The sequence below is a fragment of the Acinetobacter sp. AOR34_HL genome (assembly GCF_027854795.1).
Taxonomy (GTDB): Bacteria; Pseudomonadota; Gammaproteobacteria; order Pseudomonadales; family Moraxellaceae; genus Acinetobacter; species Acinetobacter junii.
In genome coordinates, this window is the sequence record NZ_JAKTID010000018.1 from 1 (window position 1) to 25036 (window position 25036).

Consider the following 25036-nt stretch of genomic DNA (forward strand, 5'->3'; position numbering starts at 1 on the left):
AACCAGTAAAAATCCACACAAGTTGTTCTTCTATTCTCTTAATGATCTTCTCGATGATTCGTCATCATCAAGCTAGGTCGGCTATATTACTCTAAATTTCTTTAAAGTCAACAGGTAATTTAGATATTTTTAAAACTTATCAACCAACTCAAGAACCTAACTACTTTAGCCAAATCCTTGTTTCTCAACAAGTTTTTATCCGCATCACCGCCGATGGATGTGCATTCTACAGCATTTCAGGAGGGTTGCAATACCTTTCCAAAAAAAACTTATTCAACAGAACACTTTTTAGACTGAATAGTGATTTTTTATCATTTAGATTTAGTATTAAGAACTTTTTTTAAACAATTAACTCCAGTAGAATGTGCCTCTTGGTTCACATTTTTGGTTTTTTTTGATTGAAAGTACGGTTTTTGCATGCAACGGCTCAATTTATATTGCTTATAGTTTCAATAACTATAGGTCAGCTCAGTTACGCCCTTTCAAATCATACCTTTTATGAACTGACGTTAACTATATTAAGTTATACTAAATGGCCGAACACATCTAAACCCGTGATTTGTGTTTTAGATAATCCAGAAGCAGCCAATCAATTTCAAACGAGTATTAAGCTGCTCACTTACGACTATCAGGTTCAATCTGTTAATACAAAAGAATTTCCTAGAACAGAATGTCATGTGGCGTATTTTTCAAATACCTCACCTCAACAACAACAATCTTTAATTCAGTCTTATCCATCTCGCTATTTACTTTCACTGAGTACCAATAATCCTGCTTGTGAAATAGGCAGTATTTTTTGTCTTTACAATAGAAAATCATTTCCTACGTTTAAAGTTAATTTGGATGCATTAAGTTATTCCAAGGTTCACATCGACCCTCGAGTCTTAATCTTGGCGAAGAACACGGAGTAGTTAAAGTGATTTCAAATTTATATCAATCTACTTCATTACATGCATTATTCCGTAAATCTCAATTTACTATTTTTGCTATTACTTTTGTGATTTGCTCATGTACTTTCGCTACGATTTCTATGTTTACAATGGAAACCTACGCCAAACAAAATCTGCAGTTGTTAAGCCAAACTGTTATTGAACGGATTCAACCAGCAGTCGTGTTTAAGGATAAAGGGGCAATTGATCAAATTTTAAAGGATTACACAACCGAACACGCCATACGCAGTATTCATGTTTATGATCCACAACAACAATTGTTAGCAGAAAGTACAAAAAAAATAGCAAGCACGTCCTTTTTACAAAAAATGCTGGATGAATGGTTCCTGCATGATCCAATTAAACTGATGATTTTCCACCACCAAAAGAAGGTCGGAGAATTGGTTCTTTATGGTAGCTCAGAAAATATTGTTCACTTTTTAAAGACGATTATTATTGGTTTAGCCATTTCAATGTTTTTTATTGTGATTGCATTACTTTGGTCAGTTAATTTAACTTATCGTCAAATTATGCAAGCAATCAAACCACTTACACATATTGCTCAGCTAGTCAGTGATCAAAAAGCTTATAACTTAAGATTTCCTAATAATCACATTAAAGAATTCCAAAATTTGAACAATGTATTTAATGAGCTCTTAGAGGAAATTCAAATTTGGAATACGAACCTACAGAAAGAAAACAGGCAGTTATCCTTCAAAGCTCATCATGATCAACTTACGACACTGCCTAATCGTCATTTTTTCTATGAGGAATTATTGAATATCTTTGAAAACGCAAATTATAGAGAAAATTCTGCTTTAATTTTTATTGATAACAATAAGTTTAAAGTGATCAATGATCGTTATGGACACTTAGCAGGTGATGCTGTTTTAAGAGAAATGGCTCTACGTTTAAAACAATCTGTCAGACAAGAAGATTTTATTGCTCGCTTAGGTGGTGATGAGTTTGCAATTATTTTGCATTCAATTCATCACGCTGATCATCTCGAAGCGATTGCTGAAGGTTTACTCGCAAGTTGTAAGGAACCTTTAGATTTTAACGGTGAAATTATTCACTTTGGTTTTAGCTTAGGTATCGCTTTCTCCCAGTATGCAGAGAATCCAGAAGATTTGGTAATGCAAGCAGATCAAGCGATGTATAAAGCTAAAAATTTAATCCCTCATTGGTTTTTATATAAACCAGAAATTTAGGACATGTTATGCGCGCTCAAACCATTAAAATTTCATTTATAGCGTTACTCTGCCTAACATTGGCTGGCTGCTTGAGTTTTGGTCCATTAAAGTATCGTCAGGTCAAAATGTTAAAAAAAGAAGGCTTTGTGCTGACAGAAGAAGGCTGGAGCTTAGGATTACCTGAACGATTACTTTTTGATTTTAATAAATCAGATATTAAACCTGAGAATGGCAAAGAAATTGTTCGCTTGGCCAAACAACTTAACAAGTATGATCTACAAAAACTGAAAATCGTGGGTCATACAGATGATATTGGAAACCCTGAATACAATCAGAAGCTTTCTGAAGAGCGAGCTCAAAGTGTTGCAGGAATTTTCTTGAACGAAGGCTTTAAGCAAACAAATTTAAATGTGATTGGTCGTGGTTCAAATCAACCTTTCGTACCTAACACATCAGATGAAAATCGAGCTAGTAATCGTCGTGTAGCGATTATTATTCCTTAAATTAAAACTTACTGAGAAAAACCAACTGTAATGTTGGCTTTTTTATTTTAGCTCAATGATATCTATTGTCGGTGGAACTCTGAATCGAAATGGTACACCAACCATACCTGTACCTACGGTCACAAATACATCAGCATGTTCGTGGGTATAAAAGCCCTTTTTATGCCCTAAAATCGAGACTCGTTTCATAATATAATTTGTAATCCACGGCAACTCAATTTGCCCACCATGAGTATGTCCAGAAACCATCAAAGGTCTTGTAGGCAATTCTGGAACCATATCTACGGTATCAGGGTTATGAGACAGTATTAGCCATGGTTTATCCTGTGGTAATTCAGGCATGTATCGCATGTTCGCTTTACCTGCCCAAAGATCTCCAACACCGATCAATCGAAACTCGTCAAACTCAACAATCTTCCCCTCTATATCTATAACATCATTGTGTTCTAATGCTTGTTTCAACAACGCTTGAATCGGTGGCCCAGGATATTGCTCATCATGATTACCAGGTACTGAATAAACTGGCGCATGGATTTCACGCAAAATTGCTAACTCTTGAACCAATCTATTTTCAGGCTCATAAGTCCAATCACCTGCAACGACAACAAGGTCTGGTTGTTGCTGATTCAGTTTTTTAACGATGGTTTTTAATTGGCGTTCATGTCCTGAAAATAATCCAACATGCATATCGGCAACAACTGCCAATTTTATTGGTCTAGTAAACTCTCGGTCTGGATGTAAACGATATTGATGGTGCTTCACTTGAACAATATGAGGTTCAATAAATCGAGCGTAAATTAACAAACTACTCAATAAAAATACGAAAGTACTTTGGTGCAAACTATAATAGTCAGACCAACCTGCATATAAGCTAAAAAACCAAAGCGGAATTAACAAATAGGATAAATAAAAGGCTAATAAATGAATAAATGCTTTAAAAGGATGTATGGTTTCAGTTCGAGATTGATGAATCCAAGCTTGAATTAATCCCCAAAGTGCTAGAAGTGCAAAAATAGCATAGAAAATAATAATAACTGTATCTGAACTATACATTACAGACTTCATCAACCTCACCCAAGGACAGCATGCTTATATTTATCTTTTTTGATGAAATGCTATACTCAAGCACAACATTTAATCAGTAATAATTATGACGCAATTTTCTCAGATAAATAGTCAGCATACACATATAAGTACAACTACTTACAATAAAACTATGCTTGCGATTTATTGCAGTATTGCGATCGGCGTTAGTGGCTGTAGTACCTTACCTCAACATAAAACCTTGCCTACAGCTTCAGTTGCCGTAGAACCTATTGACACTTCAGAAACCACTTTAGCTCAAATCATCGAGCCTTTACAGCAACAAAACCCAAATTTGACTGGGTATCATGTTCTTTTTGAACCTTTAGAAGCATTGGCGGCTCGTCTAAGTTTAATTGATAAAGCTGAAAAAACTTTAGATCTTCAATATTATATTTGGGATAATGACAAAGTCGGTGCACTCGCCTTACATGCACTGATTCGAGCAGCGGATCGCGGCGTCAAAGTACGCTTATTGATTGATGATAATAATGCCAAACAAACTGAAGGGATTTTCCTCGCCTTAGCACAACATCCTAATATTCAAATTAAATTATTTAATCCATATCGTTTTCGCAAATATCGTGCCTTAGATATGATTTTTGACTTAAAACGCATTAACCGTCGGATGCACAATAAGAGCTTTATTACAGACCATCAAGTTGCCCTGATCGGTGGTCGAAATATGACAAATCAGTACTACAATGTTAGTGATAGTTATCAGTTCTCTGATGTTGATGTCATGCTTTTCGGTACGGCAGTCAATGATATTTCCCAATCTTTTGATGATTATTGGAATCATGAATATGCTTATGATGTTAGAGAAATCGTCAATCCCAAATCACATCGCTTGAGCTACGAAAGTTTAAAACAACAATTAGATGATCACTATAAAAAATCAACAGTGCAGAATTATCTTGATTTAACAAGCGAATCCACCGCGATCAAGTCACTAATGAATCGCGAGATTGCATTAGACTGGGTTAAAGCTGAAGTAGTAAAAGACTCTCCCGACAAAGTGAAAGCAAAAGCAAAAAAGCATGAACATTTAAACTTTCAGCTGATCAATCACCTAGAAAAACCTGAAAAAAATATCGACTTGATCTCTGCTTATTTCGTTCCAGAAAAAAAGGGTGCGAAGACATTAGGCGACTTAGCGCAAAGTGGTGTTAAAGTTAGAGTTCTAACGAACTCTTTTAAAGCCAATGATGTCGCTGTAGTACACGCTTTTTATGGTAAGTATCGTCAGAGATTGCTTGAAGACGGCGTTCAACTTTATGAATTTGTACCAGCTTTAGACAAAGAAGATTTGGATAAGCATACCGATGATTTGGCAAAAAAAGCCAAGGTCAATATGAAAGGTTTAAGCCGTTCAAGTTTACATGCCAAACTGATGGCTTTAGATGAAAAACAGGTATTTATTGGCTCCTTTAATTTCGATCCACGCTCAGCTTATCTCAATACAGAAATCGGAGTTTTATTAAATAGCCCACCTCTAGCCCAAGCTGTTCATAACACGATGGATCAAAACTTAAGCAAGTATGCATATAAATTAGTGTTAGATGCTAACAAAAAAATTAATTGGCAACGTCAAACTAATGAAGGCATGATTAATCACACCAAAGAGCCTCGAATGAAATGGTGGCAAAAAGCTGGTGTAAAATTCCTGTCATGGCTACCTATAGAAGGCTTTATGTAACATCGCTGTCAGGCATCACTTTTAATACCTTACGATGTAACTCAGCAAGTCCCTCTCTCATCTTTTGATCAACTTCTTTGGTCAGTGTATCGACTGTATGTCCAGTTACAGGAATTGCAGGTAAAGTTAGTAAGTGAGCCGTGACTTGAGGCATTTCCAAAACTCTTTGTACATGCTCTGCAAAAGACATTTCACCAATAAAAGGTGCGATCATGTCCAATTCACCTTGTTGGTTGACATAGCAAATCACGCAAATCTGCACAGGACGCTGAGCTTCAATCGCTGCCCCTAATAATCGACCATGAACTTTTTTGACTTTACGACCATCTGTCGTGGTCGCTTCTGGGAAAAAAAGAACAGGAATATCTTTTTTCAAAAACTCAGTGATCTGTTCTTTAATTCGGAGAGAATCACCTGAACCACGTTTAATAAAAAGTGTTCCACCGCCCTTTGCAAGATTGCCTAAAATTGGCCATTTCTCAACTTCAGCTTTTGCCAAAAAGAAAATGCGAGCACCTGAACCAAGCACCGCTACATCTAACCATGAGATATGATTGCTCACCCAAAGCGCTGGCTCACGAGGAATAGTTCCATGAACTTGTACCTCAATATTGAAAACCTCGCATAAACGTCGACAAAAATACTGTACATAACGTGTGTTAACAGGGTTATTAGGATCTTTATATAAGCCGTGACGATAAATGAGATAAAAACCTTCACCAATCGTTTCTAAGCCCGAAGCCAATTTTCTACTGTATAAACTAAATTTTGATAACAAATTTAAAGTTGTACCAGTAACTGCTGCTGTTTCTTGAGTCATAAATCACTAAAACCGTATGCAAGTCTGCATGTTATTAACTTGTTATATCACGCAAATATCTTTGGATAAAAGTTTCATTGATGACAAAAAGCGAACGTGGAGATAATTTTTTTCAATTTTAAATGAATAAACAGATTGATTATCATAAGTAAATCGAAATAACTGATCAAAAGGTAAGATTATGACTCCCGAAATGAGCACTCACCACGAAGACGTTAAAATTTCTTATAGATACGCTCTTAAAATGTTTCTAGGTTGGTCAATTCTATATATGGGCACCCTGATTGGTTTTATTGAGTTATTACGTCGCAATCTCATATAAACAGTCTAACTTTTTGCCCTTTCGTTGAAGTTTATTCTAGAATAGGAGTTCAATACCTAGGATAAGATACAGCGTGGAAAATATTACACAGCGACAAAGTGGTGAGCGAGCAGTTTTAGTTAGTATCTCTGTTCAAATGCTCGATGACCTTGATGCTGAAGAGTTCCAATTGCTCGCACAGTCCGCAGGTGCAGAAATTCTTGAACATATTTCTGTACAAAGAAATAAACCAGATCCTAAATTCTTTATTGGTTCTGGTAAGGTAGATGAAATTGCTGAGTTGGTACAAGAATTAGAAGCTGAGTTAGTCATTTTTGACCATTCACTCTCTCCTGCTCAAGAACGGAATTTGGAACGCATCCTGAAATGTCGTGTAATTGATCGCACTGGACTTATTTTAGATATTTTCGCCTTACGTGCACGTACACACGAAGGTAAACTTCAAGTTGAACTTGCACAACTCAAACACTTATCCACTCGCTTAATTCGCGGTTTCACTGGAAATTTAGAACAACAAAAAGGTGGTATTGGTCTTAGAGGTCCAGGTGAATCACAATTAGAAACAGATCGTCGTCTGATTCGTGTTCGAATAACTCAACTCAAAGACAAGTTAGTTAAAGTACAACAGACTCGATTACAAGGTCGTGCGGCACGTCAGAAAGCGGCGATACCGACCATTTCTTTAGTCGGTTATACCAATGCTGGAAAATCAACTTTATTTAACATCTTGGCAAAAAGTGATGTCTATGCAGCAGATCAATTATTTGCAACCTTAGACCCAACTTTAAGACGTTTAGAATGGGATGGTATCGGTACCGTTGTTTTAGCTGATACAGTTGGTTTTGTCCGCAATCTTCAACACGACTTAGTTGAATCTTTCAAAGCAACCTTAGAAGAAACTTTAGAAGCAACATTGCTATTACATGTTATTGATAGCAATAGTCCCAATATGGATGAACAAATTGAAGCCGTTGAAAGCGTGTTAAAAGAAATCGGAGCAGATGCCCCTATTTTGCATGTCTATAATAAAATTGATCTCAGTGGTGATGCAGCAAAAATCATCTACAAAGCCCCCGATGTTCCAGATCGAGTTTATGTCTCAGCTCATTCTGGACAAGGACTTGAATTATTGAGTCAAGCTGTTCAACAATGCCTTATGGGACAGTTACAACACCTCGATTTAGTTCTTAAACCTGCCTACGGTAAACTACGCACTCAGCTATACACTCTGAATGTTATTCAATCAGAACATTATGATGAGCAAGGTAATTTACAGTTAACCGTGTGTATGGCACCTAATAAACTTGAGCAGCTGATTAAACAGGCTCATTTGCCATTCGATGAAATTCTGGGAAAAAAAGCGACTCTTTTCCAACGACCACTGGAAGAGTTCGAGCTAAATGACATCACCATATCGCATTAACAGCGACCTTGAGAATATAGATACGAGTTTAAGAGAAATGAAAGATATAGATTGGACAGCTTGGTTTTGCACGATCCTGTTAATTATTGTGTTTCGTGAAGGTGCTGTTGCAATTACCAAAGTCTTTCACCATCCTGAATTAGGTAATTTAGTAGGTCTTATAGGTTTATTGGTCACATTATTAATATGGAGACGTTTCAGAAAAATCTCGAATCGTCTCATTGATACCAATAACAAAATTATGAAAGAAAGTGCTTTCGCCTTTCTTCCCATTTGTGCTGGTTCATTAATTATGTTGGTACATTTGGGCAAAGAAATTCCAATGTTTTTGTTTGTATTAACTCTCAGTACTTTATTGCCATTGTGGATTTACGCAAAAATGGCAAAACGCTGGTTATAGGAGTCTCTAAATATGTTCATGATTATTTATGGCTTTATAATCACGTTAGTTAGCTATCTGATCGCTAAACCACTGAATAAACGTATGCCACAAATTCCACTGATTGTCTTTGCGATGTTTATCGTGATTGGTTTTCTGGCTGTCTTAGGAATCCCCTACGAGCAATACATGAAAAGTGTAAATGATGTTTTTAATCATTTACTAGGTTATGTCACCGTTGCATTAGCAATTCCATTGGCTGCAATGCGCTATGATGATTTACCCCTCAAGTCTATGCTCGGTATTTTATGTTTTGCCAGTATCAGTGCGGTCGCTTTACCAATGGGACTTGCATATCTTTTGCATATGTCTGAACCGACAATCTTGGCTTTTGCAACTCGTGCAGTCACCACGCCTATCGCATTAAATATTGCAACCTTACTGCATGCTCCTTTAATGATGGTAACCTTGATTGTAATTTTATCTGGCGTGATTGGTGCTGCATTTTCTCCATGGATTCTGAAGCATATTCATGATGAGCGTGCATCAGGTTTGGCTTTAGGTTTAGCTGCACATGCGATTGGTACAGCACAAGCTTGGCAACGTGGTCCTGTCACTGGACGCTATGCTGCTTTTGGTATGGCTGTAAACGGTGTATTTACAGCGATTTGGCTGCCTACATTTATCTTGTCTTTATCTTAAAATTTGCCGCAAATATCACATAAAGATTGAACTAGTTGCCACAAATCCTACATAATGGAATATCAAACGTTAAAAGGATTTTTAATGATGGGCAAACAACTTATAGGTGCATTATTTTTATCAGTGGTCAGCAGTTTTTCATTTGCAAATGACATTACAGGAATTTGGCAAAGCATAGATGACAAAACTGGCGCACCTAAAGCATTGATTGAAATTCGTGAAGAAGCGAATGGCACATATTCAGGAAAAGTCATCAAACTTACGCCTCGTGCAGGATATACACCTAAGGAAACTTGTGTAAATTGTCCAGCGCCATATACCAACAAACCTATTTTAGGTATGGATGTGGTAACAGGTTTAAAGCATGGTGAAGGTTTGAACTATACCAATGGTCGTATTCTTGATCCAAATACGGGCAAGATTTACAGTATGAAAGCGAAATTAAGTTCAAATGGAAAACGATTACACTTACGTGGATACCTCGGTGTTTCTGCTCTTGGTCGTAATCAAATTTGGATCCGCAATGATTAAATCTTGAAGAATATCGAGCATTTAGTCCCATACTACAACTTATTTAAGACTACGGTTCAGCACTAAAAAAGCCTCATTAATGATCATTTAATCATCATGAGGCTTTTTTATTTCTAGTAAAAAATCATTGAAATTTCAAATATTAAAATAATTAACAATTGTAAAATAATGATTGAATCTATTGTTAGTAATCCGAAATAATAGCTAAACAACAATCATGGCTGAGAGGCTCAAACATGTATAAAAAAGGTATTACATTTTTCATTTTATTTAGTCTTAGCCATTTCGCTTTTGCTCAAGATATTACGGGGATCTGGCAAAGTGTGGATGATCTTACGGGCGCACCCAAAGGACAAATTGAAATTACTCAAGAGGCAAATGGTACTTTCACAGGCAAAATCATAAAAATCACGCCTCGTACAGGTTACACACCGAAAGAATTATGTACTGGTTGCCCAGCACCTTATACAAATAAGCCGATATTGGGATTAAATGTCATTACCAAACTTAAGCACAAAAAAGAGAGCACTTATACAGGTGGAAAGATTTTAGACCCTAATAGCGGAAGAATGTATAGCTTGACAGCAAAACTCAGCTCAAATGGACAACGTTTACATTTACGTGGTTATGTCGGAGTATCAGTATTGGGCCGCAGCCAGATATGGATTCGGGTAAATAATAAAGCTGCCGAGTAATACAAAAGAAGCCCTGATGATCAGGGCTTCTTTCTATGACATTTAAAGATTATCGACCTTGCAATTTTGCATAATCCAATAAAACATTTGCAGCTTCAGTAATAAAAGTTTCTTCCTCAGGTAGCGATGGACGAAGATGAGCTTTCATTTTTGCACGTGACTCAACCAAAGCATCAATTGAAGCTTGATAACTTTCCCAATTTGCATAAGGAGCCTGTCCAGTCGCTTTACGACGTTGGTTTTCTGCATCTAAAGTTTGCTTCTCAAGATCTATCAATTCAGCTCGACGTTGATCAATATCCAATACTACTTTCTTTTGATCAGCCGTTTTTTGTGAAATTGCTTTACGCTCTTCTAAATACTTAAACTGCGGATCAATTGCTACACGTTGCTGAGATAACTGAGTTAACTTCACTGTATACGGCTGAACTGAACCTTCACGTTTAAATGGCGCAGTAGGAATGGTATCCCATTTCAAGGCATTCTTAGCTTTACGCTCACCAAATTCATCGTTATAAATATCGACCAATTTAATATCAGGAATCACGCCTTTATTTTGAGTACTTCCACCTGTAACGCGATAAAATTTACGCTGTGTTAAGGTCGCCTGACCATGTGCCAAAGAATCTAGTTGAACTTGGGCTGTACCTTTACCTGTGGTAGTACTACCAATAATGATACCGCGCTCATAATCTTGGATCGCTGCAGAGTAAATTTCACTTGCAGATGCAGATGCTAAGTTAACTAGAACCGCCATAGGTCCTGCATAAATTTGCTCGCCCCCATCAGTATCTTCAAAGACATTCACATTACCGTTGCCATCTCTGATTTGTACCACTGGTCCAGATTTAATCACTTGTCCAAGCATACGAGCAACTTCTTCTAAAGAACCACCTGGATCATTACGCAGATCGACTAACACACCTTCTACTTTTTGTGCTTTTAATGATTCAAACGCTTTTGCAGTATCTTCAGACACAGAGCGATATTCAGCACCAGCACGACGTGAACGATAGTCAAAATAGAATGATGGAATTTCTATGACACCAAAGACATGCTTTTTGCCATCTCTATTGATTTCAACGGTACGTGAACGAACACCTGCATCTTCTTCTTGGATGACATCACGCACTAAAGTAACATTACGAGCCTGACTCATAGATGCGCCTGGACCAAGTAAGCGCACAACGACTTTTGTTCCACGTTTACCACGAATCAGACCAACAATCTCTGAACTCGGCCAACCTATGACATCAACCATTTTTTCGCCATCTTGGGCTACGCCAATAATACGATCGCCTGATTTGACTTGACCAGATTTACTTGCTGGCCCACCCTCTACGATGGTTTCAATTTTGGTGTAATCTTCATTGCCACGTTCAGGACGAATCGATACACCAATTCCTTCCAACTGCAAAGTTGTTTGACGATTCAGCTCCATTGCATCAATTGGTGGATAGTAATTGCTATGTGGATCATAGGTCGCCAACATTGCATTTAGAGTTTTATCTAAAACATCATCACTTTTTATACGACCTATTCTTTCTAACTGACGTGTATAACGCTTAGTGAGCGTTTGAACTGGCGTAAGGTCTTCTGGACCCGTCAAATCTTGACCATTGGCAAGAGAAGGATTTGCCTTTAATGCCTTTTGCTTCGCTTGCTCTTCTTCTTTGCTGATCGTCAAATTGATCAACTGTGAAACTAGCATTTTCTGCCAATGACTTTGTTGCTCTGCCGATGTTTTGAAATACGGCGCTTTTTCACGATCAATCTCAAGATAAACATCTTTTTGATTTAAGTTTTGTGGCTTCTTCAACTCTGCCAACATGTATTCATAAAACTGCTTCAAACGTTCACGATATTGAGCATGAATGGCATATGGTCCAGTCAAGTTCCCAGCTTTTAAAGCGCTACCAAAACTTGAGCCATATTTATTTTTATAGTCTTCAACTTCACTGCTTAAAAATAAAGAATGATCTGGATCTAAACTATCCAAATACATATCCAAAATACGATTAGATGTTGCCGCATCTAAACGCATATTTAAATAATGTTGGCGATCAACGAGTGTTGCTAACTGGCGTGCGACCAATGCTTGTTCTTGTGAAGGTTTAATTACCGTCGAAACGACTGGCGACTCTGTCGCTGCAAATGCCTCATTTACAGTATGAGAGAAAAATAATCCACCAGTCGCTATTGCAACTGCACACGCTATCATTTGAAGTTTCATAAAATTTTGGTACTTCCTTGGATATGGCAATTATTACACGCTGATCGAATCGAGATGAACATATTTCATTCGTTTTTAACCAATGTGTCTACTTATCGGCTGTGTTAAATAAATGACCAACAAGTATTTATCATCAATATCATGTAGTTTTATCATATTCTGTACTGACAAAATGTAGCAAATCATTGCACAATTTATCTATCGTTTTTTACATCAAAATTCAAACGGAATCTATATGATCGGCGCATTGATGCTAGATATTGCTGGCACAGAACTTACACAAGAAGATATTGAACTATTACAAGCACCGCAAGTCGGTGGAATGATTTTATTTGCTCGAAATATTGAATCACCTCAACAAGTACGTGCTTTAACCGATCATATGCGACAAGTTCGCCCTGACATTTTGATTGCTGTAGATCAAGAAGGTGGACGTGTTCAACGTTTAAAACAAGGTTTCACCCTACTTCCTGCAATGGGAAGACTTGGTGAACGTTACTTAGATCAGCCAGAACAAGCCGTTACTTTGGCTGAGCAATGTGGTTGGTTGATGGCAACTGAAGTACTAGCTGTAGGTATTGACTTTAGTTTCGCACCTGTACTGGATCTAAATGACATTAGTGATGTGATTGGTGATCGTGGTTTTGCTAAAAATATGCAAGATATCGTACCTCTTGCAGCAGCCTTTATGCGTGGTATGAAAAAAGCAGGCATGGCAACTACAGGCAAACACTTTCCTGGTCACGGCTCAGTCAAAGCCGATTCGCATGTTGCAGCTGCAATTGATAGCCGCTCATATCAAGAAATTTATGACAAAGATATGCAAAGCTTTATTCAGCTTATGCCTCAATTAGATGCTCTTATGCCTGCACATGTGATTTATGATCAAGTTGATCCAAATCCAGCAGGCTTTTCTCCATTTTGGTTACAACAGATTTTACGCCAAGAACTAAAATTTGATGGTGTACTATTCTCTGATGACTTAAGCATGCAAGCCGCATGTGTTGCAGGTGGTGCAGATACGCGTATTCAAGCAGCATTAAATGCAGGTTGTGACATGGGGTTGGTGTGTAATGACCGTGCAGCTGCATGTATCGCTTTAGATGGTATTGGAACATTGGCTTTACCAAATCAACAACGTTTAGAACGTATGCGCGGTAAAATTCCAAATATCGAAGTGGGTACTACACTCGTGTTAGATGAAAATTGGAACAACGTCAGAAAAGCCATTGAAGAGTTTAAGAATTCGTTTTAACTTGCGATAAATAAAAGATGATTTAACTCATCATCTGATTGACCTGTTCAGGATTGAATGGGTCAACATCCTCGCGCAAATAGGTTGTGCATGGAAATAGAATAAAATTAAGAATTGAGTCTAGGACAGATGACACAACAACTTTCAAAACATCGCCACATATCATTTACTGCGCACTATACGGGATACATTTGGTATCAAATGGGGATTTCTCATCCTGTCTTTGCTACGGCGAAAGGAAAAACGCTGGCTGCGCTTGTACATCCAATCGAAAGCTGGGCTGAGAAATATGTTGGTGGCAGTATGCGCACAACGTTGAAACAACGCCATACGATGCTTGATCAGCATTTAGAAGATCTTATTCAAAAGTATCCAGACCTTCAGGTGCTTGAAATTGCGTGTGGATTATCACCACGTGGATGGTGGTTTAGACAGCACCACCCTAGCATTTGTTATCGTGAATTAGATTTGCCTGATATGGCAGCCACCAAACAAGCGGCACTACAACAAATTGAAACCGACGCTGATGATGTACTTTCTGTTGATTTATTTACCGAAGCTTTTGCTTCTGCTTTTACCGTTTTTGATCCTCATCGCCCCTTGGTTGTGATCAGTGAAGGTTTAATCAACTATTTTGAAAAACCATTGCTACAACAACTCATTCAAGCTATTGCCAATTATGGTCGTGATTTTAAACAATTACATTATCTCACTGATCTTTATCCCGAACCCACTCAAAATAAACTAGCTACAATTATTTGGAATAGCAGCAGATTACTGAAATGGATGTCGAGAAGCGCTTTTAGCTTTCATTTCAAAACACCAAAAGAAGTTGAACATTTTTTCCACGAAGCAGGTTTTCATCAAGTTATCGTGCAACAGCCTAAACAATTTTTTGAAAATGTAAGGTTGGAAAATTCAGAACAACATTTAGGTGATCTTGTATGGATGATTAAAGCATCAAATTCTTAAAATAAAAAAGTGGTCATATAGACCACTTCTTTTTTTACAATAATTAAGCTTGTTTCTGACGCTCAATAAATCGAAGCAAACGATCTGCAACTTCAAAATTGCCATGTTTAAATAAAATACGTAATCCTTGCTCAGTTGCACCAAAGATTAAGCATTCGATTTTAAAATCGCCCTCTTCATCAGATAAATGCAATGCAAGATCACGTGGATGTTGCTTCACAAACTCTAACTGCTCAAGTTGTTCTAACTTTAAGTAAACACCAAAGAAAGTAATATCAACAATTTCTACTGGCGCTTCTGTCACATCATGGCGATGTGATAATTTAGAATGAGGATTGAGTACAGGAATACGCTCTTCACCACGACGTTCAATTTTTTTCATTTGATCACGTGTCATGGTGATAATTCCATCAAGATTGTCGATGGATTCACCCTTTAAAAAAGACGTAAACAAATTCATGGTTTCTTTGCGACGCTGCAATTGAGGTACGTGATCGGCATTCGCAATTAAAGCAAATTCCATGTTCTCGCACTGAAGCGCAAAATCAGCATTTTCGTGAGGCAAAGTAAAGCTATCGTACTGTCCTGCAGCTACCAAAGTTTTACACTGAGGTACAGGTACATCACTTAAACGCAACAAACGATTGCAGTTGATTTCATAACGCTCACGCTCTGTCGCGGTAAAATCTGCCATCTGTCTAAAGAACAAGCGCTTAGCTGTCGGAGACATCCGCGTTTTATCAAGCTTGGCATGATTTACAAGATACAAAATCACTGCTTGACCAAACTCCTCCATGCGATCTTCTCGCATGAGGTGAAGTGATTCCTCAAGTAGCATACGCCAGCTTTTACGGGTCTTTTGCATCACACCCATCAATACCATACGGTCAACCAATTCTGGTCGTTGATAGGCAAATGATGATGCGACAACCGAACCCAATGACATTCCCATCACGGAAACTTTCTCAATTCCGACGATATCAAGCCATTGACCGAGCATCTTAGACAAATCTGGTAATTCTAAAATTCCAGCGGACTCACCTGTATCAACATTGCGAATCTGCTGATTTGCACCCATTGACGGTAAGTCGATTAAAATAACAGGCCCACTTTCAAAGAGTTGCTCAACACAATACTTATAAGAGTTAAAGTTTTGAAATGCGCCCCCGACAATTACAATTGGCGTATTGTTGATCGTTTTAGGATCTGCAATTGCCATATATTCAATTTTCCAACCATCTATCCATGTTGTACGCGCTGGTTGTTTAAAACTGTTTTTATTGTAAATGTCGAAAAAACCAAAACCTGTATAGGTATGATTTAAATCCGAGTCCATTTGGATAATGGAATTCATATCCTTCCTCCATCCTTGTTTATTTTTCTGCTGCAAGAGTCTCATTTTTGGCGATTTCTACTTGCAAATTAACAAATTTATAAAATTTGTATTACATTTATCCTCTACATTTTTCATTCTATACAAATGCACGTTTTATACGCAATCATTTCCTTCACCACTCGTCCTGTTTAAAGCAATAATCTTTTGCAAAATATTTTATATTTAACATGTGCATCTCATTTATATAAGAAAAATTGCGCTAATTAACAATTTATAATTTCTTGAATTATGAGTTCAGGCTATTCATTGTTCTTCATTTGACTGTTACTATCATTATAAATACATGCAATCGTTAAAATGCTATGCAAGATTCTATTGAAAACTATATGCAACAGGTTGGTACTCAGGCACGTCGTGCGTCTCGAGTTTTAACTAGTGCATCCACTCATTTGAAAAATCATGCACTGTCTGCTATTTACACGGCTTTGGAAAATAACCAAGCGCAAATTTTAGCAGCCAATCAAATTGATATGGAAAATGGGCGCCAACGCCAATTAGATAATGCGCTTTTAGATCGCTTGGAATTAACCCCTGCTCGTTTTAAAGGGATGTTACAAGGATTAAAAGATGTCATTGCTTTGGTCGATCCTATTGGTGAAATCACAGATCTTGCTTATCGCCCCTCAGGGATTCAACTCGGAAAAATGCGTGTACCGCTCGGTGTAATTGGAATGATTTATGAATCACGTCCAAACGTAACACTTGAAGCAGCATCATTAGCTTTAAAATCGGGAAATGCCATTATTTTACGTGGCGGTTCTGAAGCACTTGAATCCAATAAAGCGATTGCAACAGCAATTCAACATGGTTTACAGGTTTCAGGGTTACCTGAACATGCAGTTCAAGTTATTGAAACTTCTGATCGTGCTGCAGTTGGTCATTTGATCACAATGACTGAGTTTGTTGACGTGATTGTGCCACGTGGTGGTAAAAGCCTCATCGAACGAATTAGCAATGAAGCTCGCATTCCTGTGATTAAGCACTTAGATGGCAATTGCCATGTATTTGTTGAAGCTCAAGCGGATTTACAAAAAGCGTTACCAATTGCATTAAATGCCAAAACACATCGCTATGGTGTGTGTAATGCGATGGAAACACTTTTGGTTGATGAAGTGATCGCTGAAGAGTTCTTGCCGAGTATTGCTGAACTTTACGCAGAAAAACAAGTTGAACTACGTGGTTGCGCTGAAACTCAACGTATTCTTGGCGATTCAGTAAAAACAGCGACTGAAGAAGATTGGTACACAGAATACTTGGGGCCAATCTTAGCGATTAAAGTTGTTAGTGGCATGGATGAGGCGATTGATCACATTAATAAGTATGGTTCACATCATACAGATGCCATCATCACTGAAAATTTTAGTTTAGCGCGTGAGTTCCTTGCTCGAGTAGACTCAAGCTCAGTCATGATTAATGCTTCGACTCGTTTTGCGGATGGTTTTGAGTATGGTCTCGGTGCCGAAATTGGTATTTCAACCGATAAAATTCATGCACGTGGTCCAGTTGGTTTAGAAGGCTTAACGTCACAAAAATGGATTGTATTTGGTGATGGTCAAATTCGCCAATAAGATAATCCTAGAATAGAACGGACAAACACGATAAAGCATCATTTTGATCTTTATCGTGTTTTTATACAAAAGATACGCTTAAAACAAACAAATCAATTAAAAGAACATTTTAATTTACAGACTATACTGATCAGATTCAATTATAAATCAGTTGTATAGGCTAAAGTCTATCTTCGCCTAAGTTACAACCCATGTTAAAACATTGCGCTTGATTCCACTGCCCCATGCGTTGCAGCAAGATCAAAGTGTTCGTCATAAAATTTAAAATCAGTTAGGTGTTCAAACGTGGCTAAATCTGTACTTGTAATTAACTGTGGTTCATCGTCGATCAAATACGCGCTTGTTTCAGAACGTCGTGAAGATCGTATTTATGGCTTGGCAGAAAACTTAGGCTCTGCTGATGCGCGTATTAAGGGAGTAACTGTCGGTGGCGAACCGCTTGAATTATCAATTCCACATGCAGACCACGCCAAAGCACTGGAAACGTTATTAGCTCGTTTAGCAAATTATAATCCTCAAGCAATTGGACATCGTGTGGTTCATGGTGGAAATCTAACGAAAGCCGAACTTTTAACACCTGAAATCGTAAAGCGTATCGAAGCAGCCACACCACTTGCACCTCTACACAATCCTGCGCATTTGATAGGAATCGAAGCAACCATGCGCTTATTCCCAGAATTACCGCAAGTTGCTGTTTTCGATACTGCATTCCACCAAACGATGCCTGAACGTGCATATCGTTATGCATTGCCACAAAATTTATATACTGAACATCAAGTACGTCGTTATGGCTTCCATGGAACTAGCCATGCCTATGTCACTGAACGTGCCAGCGAACTTGCAGGTGCCAAAAATCAAGGCGGCTGGCTCAGCGCTCACCTAGGTAATGGCAGTTCTACATGTGCAGTTTGGAATGGTCAAAGCCTTGATACCTCTATGGGTATGACACCTTTAGAAGGTGTAGTTATGGGTACACGTAGTGGAGATGTTGATCCAAGCTTACATTTATTTTTAGCTAGTAACTTAGGGTGGGATATTCAAAAGATCGACACCATGCTAAACAAAGAAAGTGGTTTACTTGGTTTATCAGGCTTATCCAATGATATGCGTACCCTTGTGGAAGCTTCTGAAAATGGTCATGAAGGTGCGACTCTAGCAATCGAAGTGTTCTGTTATCGCTTAGCAAAATCTCTGTCAGCTTTAAGTTGCGGTCTACCACGTTTGGATGGTTTAGTATTTACGGGTGGGATCGGTGAAAACTCAGCTTACGTACGTGAAAAAACGTTGGGATATTTACCACACTTCGGCTTACAGTTTAGTCAAGATAACAACAATGCCCTAGCACGTGGTACTGAAGGACGAATTGATGCTGGAACAGGTCCTCAAATTTGGGTTGTTCCAACCGATGAAGAAGGGCGTATTGCCAAAGAAACACGTCAAGTCATTGAACAGACTGCTTAAACCACAAAACAGTTAGACAAAAATTAAGGTCATTATGAATACAATTTTATTGATCCCTACAGGTGAAGGTGTTGGTTTAACATCAGCATGCTTAGGTATGATTTACGCATTGGATTGCAAAGGAATTAACGCAGGGTTTCTAAAACCTTTTTCACAAATTGCAGATACCACTATTGACCGTACTACTACGCTGTATAGTCACCTTTTTCAACATAAGTCAGTTGAACCGATTATTTATGAAAAGTTAACTCAACTAATTGCTTTAGGTGAAACTGACGAATTACTCGAAGAAGCAGTTGCCTTACATCGTCAAATCGCTGCAAATCATGATGTCATTATTGTTGAAGGACTTGTCCCAAATGGTCAGGATCATTTTGCTAGTGAAATCAATGCCGCACTTGCACAAGCACTAGATGCACAAGTCGTATTAGTCAGTACAGCTGATCTTGCAGACCCACGTAAAACAGCTGAAAAAGTTGATGCACATCTACGTCAATTTGGTGGTGCTGCATCAGCACGTACTACAGGTGTGCTCTTTATGCGCACCAAAGGACTTCCAGAAGGCACGGCTGAGATTCCTGTTACACTCGACCCAAGCTTACGTTTAGATGAAAAAATTGCAGAATTCTCAAAAGAACTGCAACGTTATAATCGTTTTATGGGCACAGATGACTTACCGATTATTGGTTTAGTCCCTTTTAGCAACATTCTGAGTGTTCCACGAAGTTTAGACATTGCATCGGTGGTTGATGGGACTTGGTTACACGAGGGTGAAGCAAAGCAACGTCGAATTCTCCATACCAGCTTGATTGCTTCAGATATCGAAGCCGAATTGCAAAAATTCGTTGCTGGTGAGCTGATCATCAGTGCAGCACAGCGAACTGACACTTTACTTGCAGCCAGTGTCGCAACTAGCAACGGGATTCCTTTAGCTGGATTAGTTTTAACAGAACAATCAGCCCCAGCGAATAACGTTCTAGAGTTCTGCCAAGGTGCCATAAAACAAGGTTTACCTATTTTACACACACCTTTAGATACGCTAGAAACAGCTCAGCGCTTACACCATTTTGGTAATGAAATCCCAGTCGATGATACTGAGCGTGCTGAACAAGTAACTCGCTTTGTTTCTAGTCATATTGATAATAACTGGCTTGATCAACACACTCAGAATAATCTACATCCACGATTATCCCCTTCTGCTTTCCGCTATGAGTTGGTACAAAAATCGATTGCAGCCAAGAAGCGTATCGTTCTACCTGAAGGTGATGAGCCACGTACTGTTCAAGCTGCTGCAATTTGTCAATCTCGCGGAATCGCGCACTGTATCTTGCTTGCAAAACCAGAATCAGTTGCTGAGGTTGCAAAAGCACGTGGCATTCAACTACCAAGTGATTTAGAAATTATTGACCCTGACAGCATTCGTGACCAATATATTGAACCGATGGTTGAATTGCGTAAAGGTAAGCTTGATGCACTACAAGCTAAAGCTCAACTGCAAGACACTGTGGTTCTCGGTACGATGATGCTAGCACTTGATCAGGTTGATGGTTTAGTTTCAGGTGCCATTCATACAACGGCCAATACTGTACGTCCAGCATTTCAATTAATAAAAACTGCACCAAATTACTCACTGGTTTCATCAATCTTTTTCATGCTATTGCCTGATGAAGTCTATGTATACGGTGACTGTGCAATTAATCCTGATCCAAATGCTGAACAGCTTGCAGAGATTGCGATTCAATCGGCTGATTCTGCAAAAGCTTTTGGTCTCGACCCTCGTATTGCAATGATCAGTTATTCAACAGGAACTTCGGGGACTGGTGCGGATGTGGAAAAAGTTGCAGAAGCGACTAAAATTGCAAAACAACGCCGCCCTGATTTATTGATTGATGGTCCTTTACAATACGATGCAGCGTCCGTTGAAAGTGTTGGTCGCCAAAAAGCACCAGACTCGCAAGTAGCTGGTCGCGCCAACGTATTTATCTTCCCTGACCTCAATACAGGTAATACCACCTACAAAGCGGTGCAACGTGCTGCCAATGTTGTAAGTGTCGGCCCGATGCTACAAGGCTTAAACAAGCCCGTAAATGATTTGTCTCGTGGTGCTTTGGTGGATGATATTGTGTTTACCATTGCCTTGACTGCGATTCAGGCAAAGCAACAAGACTAGTCAGACCTTTTTGCAATAAAGAAAGAGCCATCACTTGATCAAAGTTGATGGCTTTTTATGTTCATGGCTATGAAGTTTTAATTGCTCTGAATCGTGGCAGTTTGATAAAGAAAATCGCATTACCACATAAAATGAGAATCACACCAATCACCGCATTCATTTGCCAATCATAACCTTCCCATATAGTCGATATAACCAACGCCACCAAAGGAAATAACAAGGTGCTATATGCAGCTTTCCCCGCTCCAATTCGACCAACCAAATAAAAGTAAGCCGTAAAGCCAATCACTGAACCAAAAATCGCTAAATACAGTAATGCGCTAACCGAACTCCCTGACATGCTCGGAAAAAAGTTGTCATGCTTAAACCATGAAATTAAAGCCATTAGCAAAGAACCATACAACATGGCATAGGCATTAGTCGTAAAAATATCCAATCCATGTTTTTGATGGCGCGTACTAATCATATTGCCCAGAGAAAAACCATAAGTTCCTAAAATACACAATCCAATACCCATCAACGTATTGCTATTCAAGGTTGTACCCATGACATCGTGCCAAAACAAAGCGATGATCCCAAACAGACCAAATAATGCAGCAGGATAAAAACGGGACGATATGTGCTGAGCAAAAAATAGTTTGGCATTGATCGTGTTGAAAATCACAGCCATCGAAAAGATCACTGCTTCCAAGCCACTACTAATGTATTGCACGGCATAATAGAAACAGACAAAGTTAAATCCAAAAATACAGCATGCCTGCAACATGCAAAATAAATGATCGTGAGTTGCCAGTCTTTGCAACTTTCGACTCATCACAACAAAAGCAAACAAAACGATTGCTGAAATAAAAAATCGCCAAAACACCGCAACTGTGGTCGATATTTCACTTTGCTGTTGCAGTGTAATTGCAATCCATGTCGTCCCCCAGATCACCACAACCAAAGCATATAACAATGCATTCATAGCTTTTTAACCAAACTTAATACCACACCGAATAGTTTGATATTTGCAGCATTTCTTTTCTTTCATTTTCTTGTGATGGTTGTCATTAGCTTGCGTTTTTTAATGTTCGTTATATTCAGATGACAACTAAGGCTGAACGTCCTACACTTAAAACAATCATACTTAACACTTTGTATAGAAGATGAAATATCAAATTCTTGATCAATTACAGCAACATAAAGCTCAATTGCTTGACTCAGTTGAATTGGGTTCAGGTATGCAATTGGCCATGTGGGAAAATAATCAAGATCGCGTCAATGTCTGTAGCAATCACCATACTTTAAGTATGTATATTCATGGTGGTTATCAGAGTTATCAAAAGACACCTCAAGGTTGGCACAATGGCGGTGGGCCTGACCGTATGTGCCTCATGCCCCAAGATTATGAGTCAACATGGGACTTGCGTGATCCACTAACTTTTGTTCATCTTTACTACACAGAACAACATCTAAAACGTGTAGCAGAACAAGTTTGGGATAAAGAACCTAGCCAAATTATTTTAAATCCACAAATCTTCGTCGCTGATCCACAAATCTCAATGATCTATCGGCATTTTTTACTGAATGCTGAATGGGAAAACCGCGAAAATCATTTACAGATGAGTACAGCAACTACGCTATTGCTTAATCATCTCATCAAGAATTATAGTCATGCACAGTGGCAAGCACCTGTCGTAAAAGGTGGGCTTTCACCATATGTGCTCAAACAAGTTTTGCAATGGATTGATCAACATTTGCATTTAAGTTTGACGCTCACGGATTTAGCTGAACAAGCGCAATTAAGTGAATATCATTTTGCGCATATGTTCAAACAATCTATGAAAATGCCACCACACCAATACGTCATGCAACGTCGACTTGAGTTAGCCCATCAAGCTCTACACGCAACCAAATTAAATTTAACTGAAATTTCAATGAGATATGGCTTTAGCTCGAGCAGCCATTTTAGCCATCGTTTTAAAAAACATTTTGGATACGCACCTTCACTGCTGCGAAAAAATCAAAACTAATTATTGAAGTTTCACATATTTTAAAATCTACTTTTGTATATAGACCTTTAGCCAAAAGTCGTTTAAAACTCCCACAATCCAAGCTTTTTGTCATATAATTTAGCCCGCCAGCTTATCGCCCGCTCAAGAGAATTTTGATATGACAACGATCATCAAACAAGATGACTTGATTACATCAATCAAGGATGCCCTTCAGTTTATTTCTTACTATCACCCACAAGACTTCATCCAAGCGATGAGCCGTGCTTATGATCGTGAAGAAAACAAAGCTGCAAAAGATGCAATTGCTCAAATCCTCATCAACTCACGTATGTGTGCTGAAGGTCATCGACCAATCTGTCAAGATACAGGGATCGTCAACGTTTTCCTTGAAGTCGGCTTAGATGTTAAATTTGATTTAACCATGAGCTTAGACGATGCAGTGAACGAAGGTGTACGCCAAGGTTACTTAGAAAACTCAAACGTACTTCGTGCTTCAGTGCTTGCTGATCCAGCTTTTGGTCGTAAAAATACTAAAGACAATACACCTGCTGTCATCCACTACAAACTCGTACCAGGTAATAAAGTTGATATTACCGTTGCAGCTAAAGGTGGCGGTTCAGAAAATAAATCTAAACTTGCGATGCTAAATCCATCTGATTCAATCGTAGATTGGGTACTTAAAACTGTACCAACGATGGGTGCAGGCTGGTGCCCACCAGGTATGCTCGGTATTGGTATCGGTGGTACTGCAGAAAAAGCCATGATGCTTGCAAAAGAAGCTCTCATGGAAGAAATCAACATGGACGAATTACTTCGTCGTGGTCCACAAAGCAAGATGGAAGAACTCCGTATTGAGATCTTCGAAAAAGTAAATGCACTGGGTATTGGTGCTCAAGGTCTTGGTGGTTTGACGACTGTTCTTGATATTAAAATCAAAGACTACCCATGTCACGCTGCGGGTAAACCAGTGGGTATGATTCCGAACTGTGCTGCCACTCGTCACGCACATTTCCAATTAGATGGTACAGGCGTAGCACACATCCAAGCACCTAAACTTGAAGACTACCCTGCTGTAACTTGGGATTCATCTCAATCAAAACGTGTGAATCTAGATACGATCACACAAGAAGAAATGAATTCTTGGAAACCAGGCGATACATTACTTCTTAACGGTACAATTTATACAGGTCGTGATGCTGCACATAAGCGCATGGTCGACATGTTAAATAATGGTGAAGAACTTCCAGTCGACTTAAAAGGTAAATTCATTTACTACGTTGGTCCTGTTGATCCTGTTCGTGATGAAGTCGTTGGTCCTGCTGGTCCTACAACTGCAACGCGTATGGATAAATTTACCCGTCAAGTCTTAGAAGCAACTGGCTTGTTCGGCATGATCGGTAAAGCGGATCGTGGTCCAGCGGCTGTTGAAGCAATCAAAGATAATAAAGCAACTTACTTAATGGCTGTGGGTGGCGCTGCTTACCTCGTTTCTAAAGCTGTACGTGAAGCTGAAGTTGTTGCATTTGCTGACCTAGGTATGGAAGCAATCTACAAATTTGTGGTTGAAGATATGCCTGTTTCTGTTGCCGTTGATGTGAATGGTACGTCTATCCACGCAACTGCTCCAAAAATCTGGCAAGCAAAAATTGGTAAAATTCCAGTTGTAGATGCTGCGGCACAATAATCCGCTCAACAAAAAAAATAGCCG

The 25036-nt window shown here is 38.7% G+C and carries 21 protein-coding genes; 16 read left to right on the forward strand and 5 right to left on the reverse strand.

What is annotated here, in order from left to right; all coding sequences use genetic code 11:
- Positions 1-437 precede the first annotated feature (437 nt).
- The 3 genes from MKL32_RS02085 to MKL32_RS02095 are packed head-to-tail and all read left to right on the forward strand — an operon-like array spanning position 438 to position 2625.
- Positions 438-911 (forward strand): YfiR family protein, encoded by a 474-nt coding sequence (locus tag MKL32_RS02085; RefSeq protein ID WP_080548571.1) that lies wholly within the window; start codon positions 438-440, stop codon positions 909-911.
- 5 nt (positions 912-916) lie between these two features.
- On the forward strand, positions 917-2140 hold the full coding sequence (locus MKL32_RS02090) for a diguanylate cyclase domain-containing protein (protein ID WP_005403207.1): 1224 nt from the start codon (positions 917-919) through the stop codon (positions 2138-2140).
- A gap of 8 nt (positions 2141-2148) precedes the next feature.
- Entirely contained in the window at positions 2149-2625 is a 477-nt protein-coding gene (locus tag MKL32_RS02095; RefSeq protein ID WP_125272507.1) for an OmpA family protein, read from the forward strand.
- A 42-nt stretch (positions 2626-2667) separates the two neighbouring features.
- Here MKL32_RS02095 and MKL32_RS02100 read toward each other — a convergent pair whose 3' ends face one another.
- Positions 2668-3678 (reverse strand): metallophosphoesterase, encoded by a 1011-nt coding sequence (locus tag MKL32_RS02100; RefSeq protein ID WP_112987319.1) that lies wholly within the window; start codon positions 3676-3678, stop codon positions 2668-2670.
- Positions 3679-3841: 163 nt separating this feature from the next.
- Here MKL32_RS02100 and MKL32_RS02105 point away from each other — a divergent pair, with 163 nt between their 5' ends.
- Positions 3842-5407, forward strand: coding sequence for a phospholipase D family protein (locus MKL32_RS02105; RefSeq protein ID WP_227557918.1), 1566 nt, complete (start codon positions 3842-3844; stop codon positions 5405-5407).
- On the opposite strand, the gene MKL32_RS02110 is transcribed toward MKL32_RS02105, so the two are convergent.
- Positions 5400-6227 carry a lysophospholipid acyltransferase family protein gene (locus tag MKL32_RS02110; RefSeq protein ID WP_151958750.1) on the reverse strand — a complete coding sequence of 276 codons (828 nt, stop codon included), beginning with the start codon at positions 6225-6227 and terminating at the stop codon, positions 5400-5402. The genes MKL32_RS02105 and MKL32_RS02110 overlap by 8 nt on opposite strands.
- Before the next feature lie 395 nt (positions 6228-6622).
- Between MKL32_RS02110 and hflX the strand changes: the two genes are divergently transcribed.
- The 5 genes from hflX to MKL32_RS02135 all read left to right on the forward strand — a co-directional run bounded on the left by hflX (position 6623) and on the right by MKL32_RS02135 (position 10279).
- On the forward strand, positions 6623-7972 hold the full coding sequence (gene hflX / locus MKL32_RS02115) for a ribosome rescue GTPase HflX (RefSeq protein ID WP_270900116.1): 1350 nt from the start codon (positions 6623-6625) through the stop codon (positions 7970-7972).
- A gap of 37 nt (positions 7973-8009) precedes the next feature.
- Positions 8010-8372 carry a hypothetical protein gene (locus MKL32_RS02120; RefSeq protein ID WP_005403212.1) on the forward strand — a complete coding sequence of 121 codons (363 nt, stop codon included), beginning with the start codon at positions 8010-8012 and terminating at the stop codon, positions 8370-8372.
- 12 nt (positions 8373-8384) lie between these two features.
- Positions 8385-9053, forward strand: coding sequence for an LrgB family protein (locus MKL32_RS02125; RefSeq protein WP_004909187.1), 669 nt, complete (start codon positions 8385-8387; stop codon positions 9051-9053).
- Positions 9054-9140: 87 nt separating this feature from the next.
- Positions 9141-9584 (forward strand): DUF2147 domain-containing protein, encoded by a 444-nt coding sequence (locus tag MKL32_RS02130; RefSeq protein WP_039908702.1) that lies wholly within the window; start codon positions 9141-9143, stop codon positions 9582-9584.
- 236 nt (positions 9585-9820) lie between these two features.
- Positions 9821-10279, forward strand: coding sequence for a DUF2147 domain-containing protein (locus MKL32_RS02135; RefSeq protein ID WP_039048167.1), 459 nt, complete (start codon positions 9821-9823; stop codon positions 10277-10279).
- Between the two features lie 49 nt (positions 10280-10328).
- On the opposite strand, the gene MKL32_RS02140 is transcribed toward MKL32_RS02135, so the two are convergent.
- Positions 10329-12512 (reverse strand): carboxy terminal-processing peptidase, encoded by a 2184-nt coding sequence (locus tag MKL32_RS02140; protein WP_212387457.1) that lies wholly within the window; start codon positions 12510-12512, stop codon positions 10329-10331.
- A 235-nt stretch (positions 12513-12747) separates the two neighbouring features.
- Here MKL32_RS02140 and nagZ point away from each other — a divergent pair, with 235 nt between their 5' ends.
- Entirely contained in the window at positions 12748-13767 is a 1020-nt protein-coding gene (gene nagZ, locus MKL32_RS02145; RefSeq protein ID WP_204379023.1) for a beta-N-acetylhexosaminidase, read from the forward strand.
- Between the two features lie 129 nt (positions 13768-13896).
- Positions 13897-14739 carry a class I SAM-dependent methyltransferase gene (locus tag MKL32_RS02150; RefSeq protein WP_129261651.1) on the forward strand — a complete coding sequence of 281 codons (843 nt, stop codon included), beginning with the start codon at positions 13897-13899 and terminating at the stop codon, positions 14737-14739.
- 43 nt (positions 14740-14782) lie between these two features.
- Here MKL32_RS02150 and MKL32_RS02155 read toward each other — a convergent pair whose 3' ends face one another.
- A complete protein-coding gene (locus MKL32_RS02155; protein ID WP_004909199.1) occupies positions 14783-16093 on the reverse strand; it encodes an alpha/beta fold hydrolase in 1311 nt (436 codons plus the stop codon).
- A 344-nt stretch (positions 16094-16437) separates the two neighbouring features.
- Between MKL32_RS02155 and MKL32_RS02160 the strand changes: the two genes are divergently transcribed.
- The 3 genes from MKL32_RS02160 (at position 16438) to pta (ending at position 21334) form a co-directional block, all read left to right on the forward strand.
- The gene (locus tag MKL32_RS02160) at positions 16438-17703 is read left to right on the forward strand and encodes a glutamate-5-semialdehyde dehydrogenase (protein WP_204379022.1); all 1266 of its coding nucleotides are present in this window, start codon (positions 16438-16440) and stop codon (positions 17701-17703) included.
- A 285-nt stretch (positions 17704-17988) separates the two neighbouring features.
- Positions 17989-19164, forward strand: a complete 1176-nt coding sequence (locus tag MKL32_RS02165; RefSeq protein WP_004964219.1) for an acetate/propionate family kinase — start codon at positions 17989-17991, stop codon at positions 19162-19164.
- 34 nt (positions 19165-19198) lie between these two features.
- Positions 19199-21334: a phosphate acetyltransferase gene (gene pta, locus MKL32_RS02170; RefSeq protein WP_004909207.1), complete on the forward strand. Its 2136-nt coding sequence runs from the start codon at positions 19199-19201 to the stop codon at positions 21332-21334.
- Positions 21335-21401: 67 nt separating this feature from the next.
- Here the strand turns inward: pta and MKL32_RS02175 are convergent, their stop codons facing one another.
- On the reverse strand, positions 21402-22298 hold the full coding sequence (locus MKL32_RS02175; protein WP_270900117.1) for a DMT family transporter: 897 nt from the start codon (positions 22296-22298) through the stop codon (positions 21402-21404).
- Between the two features lie 181 nt (positions 22299-22479).
- On the opposite strand from MKL32_RS02175, the gene MKL32_RS02180 reads away from it, so the two are divergent.
- Both MKL32_RS02180 and MKL32_RS02185 read left to right on the forward strand, forming a co-directional pair.
- Positions 22480-23346, forward strand: a complete 867-nt coding sequence (locus MKL32_RS02180; RefSeq protein WP_099948066.1) for a helix-turn-helix transcriptional regulator — start codon at positions 22480-22482, stop codon at positions 23344-23346.
- Positions 23347-23485: 139 nt separating this feature from the next.
- Entirely contained in the window at positions 23486-25012 is a 1527-nt protein-coding gene (locus MKL32_RS02185) for a fumarate hydratase (RefSeq protein WP_004909213.1), read from the forward strand.
- The last annotated feature ends 24 nt before the right edge of the window (positions 25013-25036 follow it).

Bases quoted from the DNA above. Each gene is read 5' to 3' on its own strand.
- MKL32_RS02125 (WP_004909187.1), top strand. From the start codon at position 8,385: ATGTTCATGATTATTTATGGCTTTATAATCACGTTAGTTAGCTATCTG.
- MKL32_RS02160 (WP_204379022.1), top strand. From the start codon at position 16,438: ATGCAAGATTCTATTGAAAACTATATGCAACAGGTTGGTACTCAGGCA.
- MKL32_RS02100 (WP_112987319.1), bottom strand. From the start codon at position 3,678: ATGTATAGTTCAGATACAGTTATTATTATTTTCTATGCTATTTTTGCA.
- MKL32_RS02175 (WP_270900117.1), bottom strand. From the start codon at position 22,298: ATGAATGCATTGTTATATGCTTTGGTTGTGGTGATCTGGGGGACGACA.
- MKL32_RS02185 (WP_004909213.1), top strand. From the start codon at position 23,486: ATGACAACGATCATCAAACAAGATGACTTGATTACATCAATCAAGGAT.
- MKL32_RS02180 (WP_099948066.1), top strand. From the start codon at position 22,480: ATGAAATATCAAATTCTTGATCAATTACAGCAACATAAAGCTCAATTG.
- MKL32_RS02140 (WP_212387457.1), bottom strand. From the start codon at position 12,512: ATGAAACTTCAAATGATAGCGTGTGCAGTTGCAATAGCGACTGGTGGA.
- MKL32_RS02120 (WP_005403212.1), top strand. From the start codon at position 8,010: ATGAAAGATATAGATTGGACAGCTTGGTTTTGCACGATCCTGTTAATT.
- MKL32_RS02150 (WP_129261651.1), top strand. From the start codon at position 13,897: ATGACACAACAACTTTCAAAACATCGCCACATATCATTTACTGCGCAC.
- MKL32_RS02135 (WP_039048167.1), top strand. From the start codon at position 9,821: ATGTATAAAAAAGGTATTACATTTTTCATTTTATTTAGTCTTAGCCAT.
- MKL32_RS02130 (WP_039908702.1), top strand. From the start codon at position 9,141: ATGGGCAAACAACTTATAGGTGCATTATTTTTATCAGTGGTCAGCAGT.
- pta (WP_004909207.1), top strand. From the start codon at position 19,199: ATGAATACAATTTTATTGATCCCTACAGGTGAAGGTGTTGGTTTAACA.
- MKL32_RS02110 (WP_151958750.1), bottom strand. From the start codon at position 6,227: ATGACTCAAGAAACAGCAGCAGTTACTGGTACAACTTTAAATTTGTTA.
- MKL32_RS02155 (WP_004909199.1), bottom strand. From the start codon at position 16,093: ATGAATTCCATTATCCAAATGGACTCGGATTTAAATCATACCTATACA.
- nagZ (WP_204379023.1), top strand. From the start codon at position 12,748: ATGATCGGCGCATTGATGCTAGATATTGCTGGCACAGAACTTACACAA.
- MKL32_RS02105 (WP_227557918.1), top strand. From the start codon at position 3,842: ATGCTTGCGATTTATTGCAGTATTGCGATCGGCGTTAGTGGCTGTAGT.
- MKL32_RS02095 (WP_125272507.1), top strand. From the start codon at position 2,149: ATGCGCGCTCAAACCATTAAAATTTCATTTATAGCGTTACTCTGCCTA.